Source organism: Pseudomonas siliginis (assembly GCF_019145195.1).
Classification (GTDB): domain Bacteria; phylum Pseudomonadota; class Gammaproteobacteria; order Pseudomonadales; family Pseudomonadaceae; genus Aquipseudomonas; species Aquipseudomonas siliginis.
On record NZ_JAHSTW010000006.1, the window covers coordinates 61,937 to 76,955 of the forward strand.

Annotated in this window: 13 protein-coding genes and 2 pseudogenes; 6 read left to right on the forward strand and 9 right to left on the reverse strand. The window is 60.7% G+C overall.

Features of this window, described 5'->3' with window-relative positions; genetic code table 11:
- Nucleotides 1-3 precede the first annotated feature (3 nt).
- Genes KVG87_RS13430 through KVG87_RS13440 form a run of 3 tightly spaced genes read right to left on the reverse strand, consistent with a single transcriptional unit; the run spans nucleotide 4 to nucleotide 1,770 of the window.
- A complete protein-coding gene (locus KVG87_RS13430) occupies nucleotides 4-279 on the reverse strand; it encodes a phosphopantetheine-binding protein (RefSeq protein WP_024011294.1) in 276 nt (91 codons plus the stop codon).
- The gene (locus tag KVG87_RS13435) at nucleotides 257-1,069 is read right to left on the reverse strand and encodes a lysophospholipid acyltransferase family protein (protein WP_217851097.1); all 813 of its coding nucleotides are present in this window, start codon (nucleotides 1,067-1,069) and stop codon (nucleotides 257-259) included. The genes KVG87_RS13430 and KVG87_RS13435 overlap by 23 nt, the downstream gene beginning before the upstream one ends.
- Nucleotides 1,045-1,770, reverse strand: coding sequence for a beta-ketoacyl synthase chain length factor (locus tag KVG87_RS13440; RefSeq protein WP_217851099.1), 726 nt, complete (start codon nucleotides 1,768-1,770; stop codon nucleotides 1,045-1,047). The genes KVG87_RS13435 and KVG87_RS13440 overlap by 25 nt, the downstream gene beginning before the upstream one ends.
- A gap of 356 nt (nucleotides 1,771-2,126) precedes the next feature.
- Between KVG87_RS13440 and KVG87_RS13445 the strand changes: the two genes are divergently transcribed.
- A complete protein-coding gene (locus KVG87_RS13445; protein ID WP_024011296.1) occupies nucleotides 2,127-2,897 on the forward strand; it encodes a ParA family protein in 771 nt (256 codons plus the stop codon).
- A 130-nt stretch (nucleotides 2,898-3,027) separates the two neighbouring features.
- Here the strand turns inward: KVG87_RS13445 and trxC are convergent, their stop codons facing one another.
- Nucleotides 3,028-3,462, reverse strand: a complete 435-nt coding sequence (trxC, locus tag KVG87_RS13450; RefSeq protein ID WP_217851100.1) for a thioredoxin TrxC — start codon at nucleotides 3,460-3,462, stop codon at nucleotides 3,028-3,030.
- 236 nt (nucleotides 3,463-3,698) lie between these two features.
- Here trxC and mazE point away from each other — a divergent pair, with 236 nt between their 5' ends.
- Together mazE and mazF are read left to right on the forward strand one after the other, a co-directional pair.
- A complete protein-coding gene (mazE, locus tag KVG87_RS13455) occupies nucleotides 3,699-3,968 on the forward strand; it encodes a type II toxin-antitoxin system antitoxin MazE (protein ID WP_008077592.1) in 270 nt (89 codons plus the stop codon).
- A complete protein-coding gene (gene mazF / locus KVG87_RS13460; protein WP_041477600.1) occupies nucleotides 3,968-4,330 on the forward strand; it encodes a type II toxin-antitoxin system toxin MazF in 363 nt (120 codons plus the stop codon). The genes mazE and mazF overlap by 1 nt, the downstream gene beginning before the upstream one ends.
- 5 nt (nucleotides 4,331-4,335) lie before the next feature.
- On the opposite strand, the gene selO is transcribed toward mazF, so the two are convergent.
- The 5 genes and pseudogenes from selO to KVG87_RS26230 form a co-directional block, all read right to left on the reverse strand.
- On the reverse strand, nucleotides 4,336-5,799 hold the full coding sequence (gene selO / locus KVG87_RS13465) for a protein adenylyltransferase SelO (RefSeq protein ID WP_217851101.1): 1,464 nt from the start codon (nucleotides 5,797-5,799) through the stop codon (nucleotides 4,336-4,338).
- A 48-nt stretch (nucleotides 5,800-5,847) separates the two neighbouring features.
- On the reverse strand, nucleotides 5,848-9,201 hold the full coding sequence (gene mscK, locus KVG87_RS13470) for a mechanosensitive channel MscK (protein WP_217851102.1): 3,354 nt from the start codon (nucleotides 9,199-9,201) through the stop codon (nucleotides 5,848-5,850).
- 34 nt (nucleotides 9,202-9,235) lie between these two features.
- Nucleotides 9,236-10,978, reverse strand: coding sequence for a potassium/proton antiporter (locus KVG87_RS13475; protein ID WP_217851103.1), 1,743 nt, complete (start codon nucleotides 10,976-10,978; stop codon nucleotides 9,236-9,238).
- Nucleotides 10,979-11,292: 314 nt separating this feature from the next.
- Entirely contained in the window at nucleotides 11,293-12,165 is an 873-nt protein-coding gene (locus KVG87_RS26225) for a methyl-accepting chemotaxis protein (RefSeq protein ID WP_370695130.1), read from the reverse strand.
- 30 nt (nucleotides 12,166-12,195) lie between these two features.
- Nucleotides 12,196-12,918 (reverse strand): annotated as a pseudogene (locus KVG87_RS26230) (MCP four helix bundle domain-containing protein); the annotation flags it as partial.
- Between the two features lie 277 nt (nucleotides 12,919-13,195).
- On the opposite strand from KVG87_RS26230, the gene KVG87_RS13485 reads away from it, so the two are divergent.
- The 3 genes and pseudogenes from KVG87_RS13485 to KVG87_RS26235 all read left to right on the forward strand — a co-directional run.
- Entirely contained in the window at nucleotides 13,196-13,426 is a 231-nt protein-coding gene (locus KVG87_RS13485) for a hypothetical protein (RefSeq protein ID WP_016772015.1), read from the forward strand.
- On the forward strand, nucleotides 13,423-13,725 hold the full coding sequence (locus KVG87_RS13490; protein ID WP_039756738.1) for a cell division protein ZapA: 303 nt from the start codon (nucleotides 13,423-13,425) through the stop codon (nucleotides 13,723-13,725). The genes KVG87_RS13485 and KVG87_RS13490 overlap by 4 nt, the downstream gene beginning before the upstream one ends.
- 144 nt (nucleotides 13,726-13,869) lie before the next feature.
- Nucleotides 13,870-14,895, forward strand: a pseudogene (locus KVG87_RS26235) (cache domain-containing protein); the annotation flags it as partial.
- Between the last annotated feature and the right edge of the window lie 124 nt (nucleotides 14,896-15,019).

The window sequence follows — 15,019 nt, forward strand, 5'->3', positions numbered from 1 at the left end:
GTCTCAAGCTGCCTGTTTTGCCGTGACGAATGCCGCAAGGCTGGCCACGTTGGTGAAATGGTTGCGGGTGTCTTTGGCATCGGCGTCGATCTTGATGCCGTATTTTTTCTGGATCGCCAGGCCCAGTTCGAGCGCGTCCACGGAGTCCAGGCCGAGGCCTTCGCCGAACAATGTCTGCTCGTCGCCGATGTCCTCGGGGCTGATGTCTTCGAGGCCCAAGGCGTCGATGATCAGCAGTTTGATGTCACGCATCAGGCTAGCGGTGTTCTGATCGCTCATCTGCGGCGAGCTCCTTAATGAAATAGTCATGCAAATAATCGTTGAGCTTGCGCGAGGCCTGCGGTGCGGGGCCTTGCGCGGCGAAGGTCTGTGGGTCTATATCGGCCCCCACGCGAAAACTGAAGTGCACGCGGCGATGGGGGATGCGATACCACGGCTCGGCTTTGGTCAGGGTGGTCGGGCTGACCTTGATGATCACCGGGGTAACGATTTTCGCACCGCGCAGGGCAATTGCCGCCGCCCCCCGATGAAAGGCCGGCGCCTGCCCCGGCTGGGTGCGCGTACCTTCGGGGAAAATGATCAGGGTCTGGCCGTCCTGCAATGACTGCGCGGCGGCGTCGAGCATGTCCATGCTGCCGTCGTTGCTGATGTACTCGGTGCGGCGCAGCGGGCCACGGGTGAACGGGTTTTCCCAGAGGGTTTTTTTCACCACGCAATTGGCGTGGCGCACCAGACCGATGAGAAATACCACATCGATCAGCGACGGGTGGTTGGCAATGATCATCTGCCCCGGTCGACCGAGGCGCTCGGCACCCTCGATGTTGTAAGTGAGCACGCCGGTGCGGGCCATGAATCGCACGAAAAACCAGAACAAGCGACTGACCGTACGCCGCGCGCGCAGGCGATGGACCCGCGCGTCACCGGGCAGGCAGGCGAGCAGCGGAAATACCAGCAGGCGCAGACACAGCCCGCCGAGCCCGAACAAGGCGAAGCTCGCAGCAGTGGCCAGCAGGCGCCAGTAGTAGGCGTCGCGGTGTTTGGCGGTCACGGGTTGCGATGCCAGGTCCATACACGATTTTTCCACGCATGTTGGCAGTCAGGTTGCTGGCCGAGCAGGGTTCGCAGCAGGTTGAGCGCGTGCGGCCAGTGCGCCTTGGACCGGGTTTCGGTGCTGCTGTTCAGGGTCAGCCGCCAGTCGGTACCGGGCGTGAGCAATAAACCCAGCGCGTAAGGGAACGGCACGTCATCGACCCACTGCGAGTAGGCCTCGGGCGGTTGCTCTTCGGTGATCACCAGCAGCACGGCCGGGGCGCCTTCATCAAGCAATGCGGCCGCTTCGAGCATGCCATGTTCCAGGCCATCGCCAGCGGCGGCGAGGGCGGTCATTTCGCTGGTTTCACCGCGCATGATCGACCACAAACCGATGATCGCGTTGTGCACCGACAGGCTGAATTGGGTCGGCGACAGGAGCTGTTCGGTGGCCAGATCGCGGAGGATTTCAAATGTGCGTGGGGTTTCGCCGTGCCGCGAGACGAACACCAGCGGCAGGTTGTCCCGGCCGTCGGCCAGCGGCCAGCCAACGCTGAAGGCCATCCGCGCCAGGCGGCTGAGGCGGCGGCGTTGCATGGCCGGCAGAAACGACACATCGGGCGCGGCATCACTGCTCTGCAGCACGACCGGTTGTCGGCTCCAGGCCTGCCAGGCGTCCACGCTGTCGAGCCCCGGGGCCCACGCGCGCCATTGGGCGATGTTGAAGTTGATCACGGACATTCATCCCGCCCCTGCGGGCTTTCGTTGACGCGTTGAGTCGCCAGCGCCGCAGCAGGCTTGGCTTGGCGCAGGGCGCCGGGTGGCGCGCATTATCCCGGTGCGACGGGTGTGTAGCAAATGTTGGTTACATTTTGCCCAACAAAATGTACCGAGCGGTTCGCTGCATGGCTATCACTTGGCCATTATCCAGATTTGACGCGGCGTGTCTGTCAGGTGTCTCTGCGATGGCTGGCGGTTTTTTCCATGCCTGGGCGTCGGTTTTTACACCTGACTGCGTAGTCCATGTCCGTGAAGGTAGCGAAGCGCGGTCACCGCCAACTACACTCGGTCATTCTTTGATACACGGAGGTTTGGTCATGCGGCGCGTGGTGTTCAATCAGAAAGGTGGCGTGGGCAAATCCAGCATCGCCTGCAATCTGGCGGCGGTCAGCGCCAGCGAGGGTTATCGCACGTTGTTGGTCGACCTCGATGCCCAGGCCAATTCCACTCAGTATCTGACCGGGCTCACCGGCGATGACATTCCGATGGGCATCGCCGATTTCTTCAAACAGACCCTGTCCTCCGGGCCGTTCTCGAAAAAGAATCAGGCGGACATCTATGAAACGCCGTTCGACAACCTGCACATCATTACCGCCACCGCCGAGTTGGCCGACCTGCAGCCCAAGCTCGAGGCGAAACACAAGATCAACAAGCTGCGCAAGTTGCTGGACGAATTGTCCGAGGACTACGACCGGATCTATCTGGATACCCCGCCAGCACTGAATTTCTACGCGGTATCGGCGCTGATTGCCGCGGATCGCGTGTTGATCCCCTTTGACTGCGACAGCTTTTCACGTCAGGCCCTGTACGGCCTGATCGCCGAGATCGAAGAGTTGAAGGATGACCACAACGAAGGGTTGGAAGTCGAAGGCATCGTGGTCAATCAGTTTCAGGCGCGGGCCAGCCTGCCGCAGCAGATGCTCGATGAGTTGATCGCCGAAGGCTTGCCGGTACTGCCGGTGTACCTGAGCAGTTCGGTGCGCATGCGCGAGTCGCACCAGGCCAGCATGCCGCTGATCCACCTCGACCCACGGCACAAGCTGACGCAGCAGTTTGTGGAACTGCACAATCTGCTGGAAGACCACTGATTCCCCGACTCACACGCAAATCCTGTGGGAGCGAGCCTGCCCGCGAAGAGGCCGGCACATTCAACATCGGCGCTGAATGATCGACCGCCTTCGCGAGCAGGCTCGCTCCCACAGGGTGGTCTGTGTTGGGTCAGATGCCTTGGCTACGCAGCCACGCCATCAACTGCGGCAATGGCAACCCACCGCTCTGCCGCGCCACTTCCCTGCCGTTTTTAAACAGAATCAGACTCGGAATCGAGCGAATCCCCAACTGCGCCGACAACTGCTGGTTCGCTTCGCTGTCGAGCTTGGCCAGCCGGCACTTGCCTGCCAGCTGCGCCGCAGCCTGTTCGAACACCGGCGCAAACGACTTGCACGGCCCGCACCAGTCCGCCCAGACATCCACCAGTAACGGCAGATCGCCCTTGATCTGACTGGCGTAATCGCCTTGCTTGAGTTCGAAAGGCTTGCTCAGCAGTACCGCAGATTTGCAGCGTCCGCACTTGGGTTGATCGGCGAGACGCTCGGCTGGAATGCGGTTGACGCCGTTGCAGGAGGGGCAGGGGATGAGGATTGGGGTGGTCATGATTGGTTCTCTGATAGGCAGTCTATAGAACTGATTTGGAGTCGATCTGCCAACTTATCAATGTCGCAACTGCTCACATTTTTCTCAAAACAGTTACGGGATCGATGGCTAGTCTGAAGACCAATTCGGCGTTTTACGCTTGTCGTGAGGAGATCGCTTTGTCTTTATCTGCGTGCTACTTTTGTTGCACTAATCCAGGAATCGATGATTCCTATGCATCAAATCGGAGCGACATGATGTCCGTAACTTCCAAGATACGCCGCCAAGGCGGCGCTGCCGTCATTACGATTCCGCCCACGCTTTTAAAGTTGTTGCATCTGGAGGTTGGCGCACAGCTAGAGCTGAATGTGGTCGATGGCGAACTGATTGCTCGTCCAGCCGTAGCCGCTACGCGTAAGCGTTATAGTTTGTCAGAGCTACTCGAAGGCGCAGAAGAATTGCAGAAACTTAACGCCCAGACTAGCGAGACCCTTGAAGGTGATTCTGTCGGCCGGGAGCTGGGTTGATGGTGCGCCGACAGCCCCCTCAGCGGGGTGACGTTTACTGGATTGATCCAAACCCAGTGGCGGGGCGGGAGATGATGAACAGACATCGCTTTGTGGTGATCACGCCCAGAGAGATCAACGCATTGGGCGTGAGCATGACGGTGCCTGTTACTAGCGGTGGGAATTTCAGCCGGAATATGGGTTTGGCGGTCGCCATTACTGGCCACGAAACCAATGGTGTAGCGGTGTGTAATCAGGTTCGCAGTTTTGACATAGAACAACGGGTACGAGACGGCACGGCCAAATTCATCGAGCGACTGGATGACGTGACAATGTCTGACATCGTCGACCGTGTAATCAGTGCAATCGACCCGCTAAGCTGAAGCGCCTACGAAGAACAACTGATCTCCAAATGCTTGCCCCACTCCGGCGGTCGCTCGGCGTAACGTTCCATCCCCGGCTGCTCATCGAACGGTTTGCTCAACACCGCATGCAATCGGCGCACCTCGGAATAATCGCCTTGCTCGGCCGCATCGATGGCTTTTTGCGCAAGGTAATTGCGCAGGATGTACAGCGGATTGACCGCATGCATCCGTGCGCGGCGTTGTTCCTGATCGGCATTGCCGTCGCGGCCGACCCGGGCAACGTAGCGTTCGCCCCAGGCATCGAAACCTTTGATATCGACAAAATCGTCGCGCAGGCGGGCGATGGCCTGTTCGGCTGACTCTTCACCGAGGCGGCGGAAGAACAGCGTGTAGTCGACGCCGCTGTTCTGCATCAGTTGCAGCAGGTTTTCCAGCAGTTGCTGATCGTCGTCCTCGGCGGTGGTGAAGCCGAAGCGGCGGCGCATCATGTCGAGGTAGTGCGCCTGGAACAGCGGCAGGTACAAGCCGAGGGTTTCACGCAGGGCCTCGACGCTGATGAACGGCGTCAGTGCCTGGGCGAGGGCGCTGAGGTTCCACTGGCCCACCGGCACCTGATTGCTGAACGAGTAGCGACCCTGATCATCGGAGTGATTGCAGATGAAATGCGCGTCGAAGTCATCAAGGAAGGCGAACGGGCCGAAGTCGAAGGTGATGCCGAGGATCGACATGTTGTCGGTGTTCATCACGCCGTGGCAGAAGCCGTAAGCCTGCCACTTGGCGATCAGTTCGGCGTTGCGCTCGACGATCTCGCGAAACATCGCCAGATACGGTTCCGGTTGTTCGAGGCATTCGGGGAAGTGCATCGCCAGCACGTGCTCGCCGAGCTGTTTCTGCTGCTCGGGGCGCTTGGTGTAGTAGAAATATTCGAAGTGGCCGAAGCGGATGTGGCTCGGCGCCAGACGCAGCACCATCGCCGCGCGTTCCTGCTTTTCCCGCCAGACCGGCGTGTCGGAGCCGATCACGCAGGCGGCGCGCGAGGAGGGAATGTTCAGCGCTTGCAGCGCTTCGGAGGCGAGAAACTCGCGAATCGATGAGCGCAGCACCGCGCGGCCATCGCCCATGCGTGAAAACGGCGTCTGCCCGGCGCCTTTGAGGTGCAAGTCCCAATGCTCGCCAGCGTTGTTGTACACCTCGCCCAGCAGCAGCCCGCGCCCGTCACCCAGTTGCGGGGTATAACCGCCGAACTGATGGCCGGAATACACCATCGCCCGTGGCTCGGCATCGGCCCACAGCTTGTGGCCGCCAAACAGTTGCGCGAATTCTTCGGTTTCGGCGCTGGCCGGATCAAGATCCAGCAGAGCCAAGGCGGCCGGGCTGGCGACCACCAGACGCGGATTGTCGATCGGTTCGGGCAGCACGTGCGCGGAGAACGCGTCGCCCAGGCGGGCAAAGCGGTTGTCGAAAGTCAGTTCGTCGAGGGCTTTCACGGGCCGGCTCCAGCAGAATGTCCGAGCATTCTGCTGGGACCATGTCGGTTAGTCGAGTTTGCTCGGTGGCGGTTCCGGCAACGGTTTCTGCCCGTCGACGACCGGCACGATGGTTTTGTTCTCGGGTTCCACAGGCACCATCTTGTATTCCTGACCGTGGAGGTTCTTCAGATAAACCTCCATCTGCCGGAACGAGATGTTGATGTGCTGCTTCTTGAACTCGCGATTGATGAAGCGGTTGACCTCATCCAGCACCGGGTTGCGGTCACCGAGATCGCGCACATGCATGCGCAGTTCGTGGTCGAGGGTGCTTTCGCCGAAGTTGAGGAAGTACACGTGTGGCTCCGGTTCTTTGAGCACACGCGGGTTCTCCCGGGCCGCTTTGAGCAGCAGTTCCTTGACCAGATCCAGATCCGAGCCGTAGTCGACGCCCAGTTTCAGCGTGACGCGGGTGATGGTGTCGGTCAGCGACCAGTTGATCAGTTGCCCGGTGATGAACGTCTTGTTCGGGACAATGATGTCCTTGCGGTCAAAATCCGTGATGGTCGTGGCGCGGATGCGGATCTTGCTCACCGTACCCGAGAGGTTGCCGATGGTGATGGTGTCACCGATCCGCACCGGGCGTTCGAAGAGGATCATGATGCCGGAGATGAAGTTGGCGAAGATCTCCTGCATACCGAAACCGAGGCCCACCGACAGCGCCGCCACCAGCCACTGCAACTTGTCCCAACTGACGCCGAGGGTCGACAGGGTGGTGACAAAACCAACGCCGGCAATCACGTAGGACAGCAGCGTGGTTGTCGCATAAGCACTGCCCTGGGCCAGATTGAGTTTGGACAGCACGAACACTTCGAGCAGGCCGGGCAAGTTGCGCGCCAGCGCGAAGGTGATGCCGATGATGATCAGCGCGCCGAGCATGTCGCCGATGCTGATCGGCACCATGCTCATGTTGGCGCCGGTGCCGCTGGTGTATTCGTAAAGGGTGATGTTGTCCAGATACGAGAACACCGAAATCAGGTCCGACCAGACCCAGTACAGCGCCGCGATGAAACCGCCGAGCAGGGCCAGGCGGATCAGGCGCAGGGACTGTTCGTTGACCTTTTCGATGTCCAGGGTCGGCTCTTCGATCACCGCTTCGCCGTCGCCGGCCTCTTTTGCCGCCTGCCGTTTGGCCAGCGCGCGCTGGTAAGCCAGGCGCCGCGCGGCAACGCTCAGGCCCCGTACGAAAGTGGCCTCGATCACCAGCCAGAACATCAGCAGGTACAGGGTGTTGATCAAGCGGTCGCTGAGTTTCAGTGCGGTGTAGTAGTAGCCGAAGCACACCGCGACAAACAGGGCGATCGGCAGCAGGGTGAACATCACTCCGACGGCTTTGCGGAACAGCGAGGCATTCTGGTGCGTCGGGCTGCTGATCAGCAGGCGACTGAGCAGCCATGCCATCAAGGCGTAGCAGGTCAGCACCACCGGCATGCCGAGCACGTCATCGGCCAGCGCCGCTGGTTGCAACTCGGCGACGGCCACCACGGCCACCAGCGCCATAACCACAAGGCCCAATCGACGCACCCAGCCCTGAAGGAACTCGACCTGCGGTTTTTCCCAGCGGAAGTGCAATTCCGCCACGCCACCAGGCGCGAGGATCCGGTACGCGGTGTAGAACACCAGCCAGGCCTGGCCCATCTGCAACAGCGCCGCGCCCATGTTGGCGTTCTGCCCGCGCGCGTCGATCTGCAGGGCCAGGCCGCACAGCGCCAGACCCAGCGCCACTGGCATCGCCAACAGGATGTTGATCAGAATCGCCTGCGGCGTGTGCCACTGGCTGTCGCGCTTGAAGTGGCCGATGTCCTGGTGAACCTTGTTGAGTCGTCCGTACAGCGCCTTGCGTCGCCACAACAGGGCGCCGATCAGCAGCGCCAATGGCAGGAACAGCAATGGCCGCTGGGTCAGGCCGTCAGCCAGTTCGCTCAGGCTCGATGCCCATGGCAAGGTATTGACCTGCCGCTCCAGGCGCTCGGGCACACCGCGCATCCATTCCACGTCCAGCGGCTTGTTGCTGGGGATCCAGAACATCTGTTCGTCGAGGGTCGCGCGCAGGCTTTGCGCGGTGCTCAGCAATTGTTTCTGGTTGAGCTGCAGGGTGATCGATTCGTTGAGCATCGCGCTCAACTCGCGGTTCAGCCGCTCGAGCAGATCAGCGCGGGTGTTGGCCAGATCGAGCAGGCTCTTGCGCAACTGCGGCGTGACCTGCTCCGGCGGCTGGGTGGCCAGCAGATTGTCGACATAGGTCGCCGGGTTGCTCAGCAGCTCCCGCTGCTGGCTGACATCGAACTGATACAGGCGAATATCGGCAATCTGGTCGGCGAGGTCGCGGTCGACCTTCAAGTGCGGCAGCGCCTGCTTCTGTTTGTAGAGGATTTTCGACAGCAGCAGGCTGCCCTTGAGCACATTGATTTGCTCGTCCAGTGCCGAATCGCTCTGGGTCAGGGTGTCGAGTTGCTGTTTGGTCTGCAGGTTCTGCTGCGTGACTTCGTTGAGACGGTCGGTGCTCTTGAGCAAATAGTCGGAAAGCTTGAGGTTGGTCGCGCTCTCGCTCGCCAGCAGGCTGCTGCCGCCGGCCTTCTGCGCCTCGATCGATTGCTGGGTAACGGTTTCCTGCGACTGCGCCAGACGCTTCTGGTTGATCAGGGTTTGCAGTTCCTGGATCTCGCGGTCGAGGCGATCGGATTTCTCCGAAAGCAAGTCGTGCTGGGCATTGCCGAGATCCTGCAACTGGGTGTTGCCGGCCAGTTCCTGGCGGCGCAGCGGAATCAGTGCATTGAGTGCGGCGAGTTCGGCGTTCAACTGGTCGCGCTGTTCGGCGGTGACCGTTTTGCCCGTGTCCTTGCCGGATTTGAGGATGGTGTTGATCTGCTGGATGCGCGTCTGGCTGGCGGAAATCTCCGCCTGCGCACGCTCGGGGCGAGTCTGCGCGGTGATGATCAGGCTGTTGGCGTCGGCCAGGGCTTTTTGCAGATCGCTCTGCTGGGTCGAGCGATCGGTAAGGATCTGCTCCAGTTGCTGGATCGACTCTTTCGGAAAACGCTGCGCGACCGGCACTGGCGCGGTGGCCTTGAGGCGGCTGAGTTCGCGGGTGTTTTCAATCGTCTGCTTCGGCGCGTTGGCCAGCTGACGCTTGAGATCGATCAGTTTCTGCTCATAATCACGCTGGTTGTTCAGCTGGTTGAGGGTGTTCTGCAGGACGGTCTGCAGGGTCTTCTTGTCGGCGTCCGGCAGTTTGCTGTCGGCCAGCTTGTCGAGGCTGGCCTGCACGGCATCGCTGGACGGTGGTTCGGCAGCATGCAGCGGGCCGACGACAAGACTGAGGCCCAGCAGGGCCGCGGCGAAAAAGGAGCGCAGGGTAGGCATAGAGACCGGTCAAGCAAGTGAGAGTGGAAGCAGTTTAGAGGAAGAGTCCGGGGCCCGGGCGACTTCCTTCGGGGAATCTGACGCCCACTTTGCCGATCTTGTTCCCGTCCATGACCGCAACCGTCCAGTGGGTGTTGTTCCACTCCACCTGGTCACCGACGACGGGTGCACCACCGACTTTCTGGGCGATGAACGCGCCCAGGGTCATGTCCGGATCGATGCCTTCGGCCGGCAAGCCATACAGCGCTGCAACCGCTTTAAGCTGGGCATCTCCTTCGAGTACGAAGTCGCCGAAGAAGCGCAGATCGAGGCCACGTTGCGGCGCCTGGCTGAACAGTTTGCCGAGGGCCGACAAGTTGTGTTCATGGCCAATAACACACAGCAAATCATCGACTTCCAGCACCGTACTACCCGACGGATGGAGCAGTTGCTGGCCACGAAACAGCGCCGCGATGCGTGTGCCTTCGGGCATTTTCAGCTCGCGCAGCGGCGAGCCGATGCACCATTTCTCCGCGCCGAGCTTGTAAACGAACAGTTCCCACTCGCTGGTGACGTGCACTTCCAGTGCCGCCCGGGATATCGGCGCGGGTTCTGGCGGAACGGTCACCTTGAGCAATTTGGCCACCCACGGCAGGCTCGTGCCTTGCACTAGCAGCGACACCAGTACGATGAAGAAGGCCAGGTTGAAATACAGCTGCGCTTGCGGCAGCCCGGCCATCAGCGGGAACACCGCGAGAATGATCGGCACCGCGCCGCGCAGGCCGACCCAGGAAATAAAGGCTTTTTCACGACCATGGAAAGCCTTGAACGGCAGCAGGCCGACCATCACCGACAGCGGCCGCGCGAACAGGATCATCCACAGCGCCAGACCGAGGGCGGGCAGGGCGATCGGCAGCAGATCGTGGGGCGTGACCAGCAGGCCCAGCACGAGGAACATGCCGATCTGCGCCAGCCAGGCCATGCCGTCGAGCATGTGCAGAATGCCGTGGCGGCTACGCACCGGGCGGTTGCCGATCACCAGACCGCACAGGTACACGGCGAGGAAACCACTGCCATGCAAGGCGTTGGTCAGCGCGAACACCACCAGACCGCCAGCGATGATCAGAATCGGATAGAGCCCGGCGGCGAGATTGATGCGATTGACCAGTTGCAGCATCACCCAGCCACCGCCCAGACCGATCACACCACCGATGCCGAACTCGCGGATCAGGTGGGTCAGCAGGCTCCAGTGCAGGCCGGTTTCGCCGCTGGCGAGCATGTCGATCAGGGTGACGGTGAGAAACACCGCCATCGGGTCGTTGCTGCCGGATTCGATTTCCAGACTGGCGCTGACCCGTTCGTTGAGGCCTTTACCGCCGAGCAGCGAGAACACCGCAGCGGCGTCGGTCGAACCGACGATGGCGCCGATCAGCAGGCCCTGAATCAGATTGAGGTCGAACAGCCACGCAGCGGCCATGCCGGTCAGCCCGGTGGTGATCAACACCCCGACCGTGGCCAGCGACAGCGCCGGCCATAACGCCACGCGGAAACTCGACACCCGCGTACGCAAGCCGCCGTCGAGCAGGATCACTGCCAGGGCGAGGTTGCCGACCAGATAGGCCGTCGGGTAGTTATCGAAAATGATCCCGCCACCATCGACCCCGGCAGCCATGCCGACCGCGAGAATGATGACCAGAATCGGAATGCCGAGACGTGAAGAAAGAGAACTGACAAGAATGCTTGCGCCTACCAGCAACGCGCCGATCAAGAACAGGCTGTTGATGGTCGTCGCATTCAAAGGCAGTACTCCAGAAGCGTAAAGACGGGGGCACAAACTGACCATGCAGTCTGCGTGCCAGCGATTCTAACCTGTTGAAATGTGATGCTGTCAAAAAGGTTTTCAGGGTGCATCAGGTTTTGCGGCAGGCGGAGGATTGCGGCCCTCACCCTAGCCCTCTCCCGGAGGGAGAGGGGACTGACCGAGGTGTTTGTGCAGGTTACACCGACTTGCAATATCGAGCCGAACTCAAAATCTGAAAGGCCCTCAATCTGCTCCCTTTCCCCCTCGCCCCCTTTGGGGAGAGGGCTGGGGTGAGGGGGTAGCCTTTGATCTTAGAGGCTGAACCGCCCAACCATGTTGTTCAGATCCAGCGCCAGGCGCGACAGCTCATTGCTCGCCGCGCTGGTCTGATTGGCGCCGGTCGCCGATTGCACCGACAGATCGCGGATGTTGACCAGATTGCGATCGACTTCCCGCGCTACCTGCGCCTGCTCTTCGGCAGCGCTGGCGATGACCAGGTTGCGCTCGTTGATTTCGACGATGGCGCTGTTGATCGTGTCCAGCGACATCCCGGCGCCACGGGCAATATTCAAGGTCGATTCGGCGCGCTCGGTGCTGTTGCGCATCGAATCCACGGCGTGTTCGGTGCCGCTCTGGATGCTGCCGATCATCCGCTCGATTTCGCTGGTCGACTGCTGGGTGCGATGGGCCAGTGCGCGCACTTCGTCCGCCACCACGGCGAAACCACGACCGGCCTCACCGGCACGGGCCGCTTCGATCGCTGCGTTCAATGCCAGCAGGTTGGTCTGGTCGGCGAGGCCACGGATCACGTCGAGCACCTTGCCGATGTCGCGGGATTCATTGGCCAGGTCGCCGATCAGCGAAGCGGTGCTCTGCACATCGGCGCTCATGCGTTCGATGGCGCTGACGGTTTCCTGCACCAGATCACGACCGTCGCCCGCCGAAGTGGTGGCGTTTTTCGAGGCTTCCGAAGTGCTGACTGCGTTGCGCGCGACTTCTTCGACGGCGCTGGTCATCTCGTTCACGGCAGTGGCCGCCTGCTCGATTTCGTTGTTCTGCTGGGTCAGGCCGCGAGCACTTTCATCGGTGACGCTGTTCAGCTCTTCTGCGGCAGACGCAAGCTGTGTGGCCGAACCGGAGATGCGCTGCAGGGTATCGCGCAGCTTCGATTGCATCTTCGCCATCGCCGCCAGCAAGCGCCCGGCTTCATCTTCGCCATCGACATGGATCGGCTGGGTCAGGTTGCCTTCGGCGATGGTTTCCGCCGCCTCCAGTGCCTTGGAAATCGGCTTGGTAATGCTCACGGTCAGCAACCAGGCGAACAGCAGGGTCAGGCCGCTGGCGATCACCAGCAAGGTCACCACCAGATTGAACGACATCGAATACTGATCCTTCGCGCCCTGGTCGGTTTCGGCGATCTGCTGGGTGTTGATCTCCAGCAAGCGCGCCAGCGCGGTATTCACCGCTTCCGAATTGCTCAGCAAATCGCTGTTGAGCATCTGCCGCAACTCGTCGATCTGATTGTTGCGCGACAGGGTTTTCATCCGCTCTTCGAGCTGACGGTACTGCGCCAGCAATTGCACGTACTGATCGTACGCCGCACGTTCCTGCGGGCCTTCGATCAGTGGCTCGTATGCGCGTTGCGCATCGGCGATCTGGCGATTGCGCAGGTCGAACAGTTCGATGGTTTTCTGCTGCACGTCGGGTTCGCGGTTGATCAGCAAACGATAGGAGAGCACGCGCAGGCGCAGGGTCAGTTGGGTGAATTCGTCCAGAGCCTTGATCGACGGCACGCTGGCGGTGGCGATGTCTTCGCCGGCCGCGCGGATCTTGCTCATCTGGTTCAGCGCAAACACGCCGAGGATCAACATCAGGCCGCCGATCAGGGCGAAGCCGGTGAACGCCCGTGGGGCGATGTTCATATTGCGAAGGGACATGGGCGGATACCGAAAAGGGCCGCATCCATGCGGGCTGAGACTGCTGTATGGGTGACTTATCGGTCATACGACTAAAGTCTTGAGGTGGTGTGCGTATTTGTCGCAGACAGGCTTGAGCGACGAAGTGCAGGAACCAGATCGACCAATCACAGTCTTTTAAACTCGCGAGAAGCTTCGCCACCCAGGAAAATCAAGGCCTTGCGCCGGTTTAACCCTGGCATCCGTGGTGACTTTTCTTTATCGTACGCGCCCTTTGAAAAACGCTTGGAAGATCAAAATGTTGGAAGCATCCCTCAGCCAATTGGAACAGCTCGTCAGCGACCTGGTGCAACAGAACCAGACCCTGCTGCAGACCAACCAGACCCTGTCCACGGAACTGGCCCAGGCCAAGGATGAAAACGAAAACCTGCAACTGAACCTGATGGAGCAGGAAGAAAAACACGGCGCCACCGCCGCGCGCATCCAGGCGCTGGTTGATCGCGTCAATGCCGGTCCTGTCAGCGCATGAACCACGGCACAGCAGGGGTAAAAGTCATCTCCATTCTCGGCGAGGACTATTCGATCAAGGCACCGGCCGGGGAAGAACAGACCCTGCTGGACGCGGCGATGATGCTCAAGGCAGCGCTGGAAGACACCAAGCGCAAATACCCGACGCTGATCGGCGACCGTTTGCTGGTGCTGGCGGCGATGAATCTGTGCTCGCAGCAGATCGAAATGAAGAAGCAGCACAAAGAAGAACTCGAGCGTTATCAAGAGCAAGTCAGCGCCACGGTCGAGACGATTGCCAAGACCATCAGTCAGGGCTGATGGGGTTGCGCACAACCAGGGAATAGATTGTCGGTTGGTTTGTATACAATCGGCACGGCCGTTGCAGTGTTTCGGCCACTTATTCCTTGGGGGTGCTCCATGCAGTGGTGGCGACGCAGTATTCAGTGGCAGTTGATTCTCGGCATGGGCACGGCCCTGCTGATCAGCATCGTGATCGTGGTTGGCATTTATACCCTGGTGGTCAACCGCCTCGCCCAGAGCTATCTGGTCGAACAGGCGCTGCCGTCGAGCATTGAAGCGACGCGCAACGATATCGAACGCATCCTCGTACAACCGCTCACCGCCGCCAAGGACATCGCCAGCAACAGCATGGTGCGTGACTGGCTGGCGACAGGCGAGGACAGCAGCAAAACTGCTCTCTTCGCGCAGTATCTGGAAGGCATCCGCGCTGAACACAAAGCTTTCACCGCGCTGATCATCGGCACCGAATCCAACCACTACATCACCGAAAAAGGCCTCGATCGCACCCTCAGTCGCGCGAAACCGGCCGACGCCTGGTTCTATTCCTTTCTCGACAGCAATCAGCCGCGCACCCTCAATATCGACAACGACGGCGCCACTGGCGAGCTGGCCCTGTTCATCGATCTGAAGGTCAAGCAGGCCGGCAAAGTTGTCGGTGTCGCCGGGCTCGGGCTGAGCATGAAAGAGCTGTCGGAGCTGATTCACAACTTCAGTTTCGGCGAGCGCGGCAAGGTCTATCTCGTGCGCTCCGACGGTTTGATTCAGGTCCATCCTGAGGCGCAGTTCAGCGGCAAGCGCACCTTGACCGAGCAGATCGGTGCCAACGCGGCGCAAGCGCTGATGGGGCACAAATCCGCAGTGAACAGCAGCTTCCAGCGCGAGGGTGAAGACTTCCTCGCTTTCAGCCTGCCCCTGCGCGATCTCGGCTGGACGCTGGTGGCCGAAGTGCCGCAGTCGCAGATCTACGCCGAAGCACGGAAAGCGATGTGGATGAGCGGCGGCATCGGTCTGGTGGTGGCGCTGGTCTGCCTGGCGTTGGTGGTGTGGCTGGCGCAGGGGCTGGTGCGACCGATTCGACAAGTAACACGGGCGCTGGTGGCCATCGGTAGCGGTGGTGGAGATTTGACCCACCGGTTAGATTCCAGCCGTGCCGATGAGTTGGGTGACCTCGCGCGCGGCTTCAACCGTTTCCTCGACAGCCAGCGCGCAATGATCGGTGAAGTGCTGACCACCAGCGAGCGCCTGCGCACAGCCGTAGGGCAAGTGGCTACGGTGGTGGACAACACCGCCGAGCGTTCCGGCCGGCAGCAGG

Bases quoted from the DNA above. Each gene is read 5' to 3' on its own strand.
- KVG87_RS13430 (WP_024011294.1), bottom strand. From the start codon at position 279: ATGAGCGATCAGAACACCGCTAGCCTGATGCGTGACATCAAACTGCTG.
- KVG87_RS13435 (WP_217851097.1), bottom strand. From the start codon at position 1,069: ATGGACCTGGCATCGCAACCCGTGACCGCCAAACACCGCGACGCCTAC.
- KVG87_RS13440 (WP_217851099.1), bottom strand. From the start codon at position 1,770: ATGTCCGTGATCAACTTCAACATCGCCCAATGGCGCGCGTGGGCCCCG.
- KVG87_RS13445 (WP_024011296.1), top strand. From the start codon at position 2,127: ATGCGGCGCGTGGTGTTCAATCAGAAAGGTGGCGTGGGCAAATCCAGC.
- trxC (WP_217851100.1), bottom strand. From the start codon at position 3,462: ATGACCACCCCAATCCTCATCCCCTGCCCCTCCTGCAACGGCGTCAAC.
- mazE (WP_008077592.1), top strand. From the start codon at position 3,699: ATGTCCGTAACTTCCAAGATACGCCGCCAAGGCGGCGCTGCCGTCATT.
- mazF (WP_041477600.1), top strand. From the start codon at position 3,968: ATGGTGCGCCGACAGCCCCCTCAGCGGGGTGACGTTTACTGGATTGAT.
- mscK (WP_217851102.1), bottom strand. From the start codon at position 9,201: ATGCCTACCCTGCGCTCCTTTTTCGCCGCGGCCCTGCTGGGCCTCAGT.
- KVG87_RS26225 (WP_370695130.1), bottom strand. From the start codon at position 12,165: ATGGCGAAGATGCAATCGAAGCTGCGCGATACCCTGCAGCGCATCTCC.
- KVG87_RS13485 (WP_016772015.1), top strand. From the start codon at position 13,196: ATGTTGGAAGCATCCCTCAGCCAATTGGAACAGCTCGTCAGCGACCTG.
- KVG87_RS13490 (WP_039756738.1), top strand. From the start codon at position 13,423: ATGAACCACGGCACAGCAGGGGTAAAAGTCATCTCCATTCTCGGCGAG.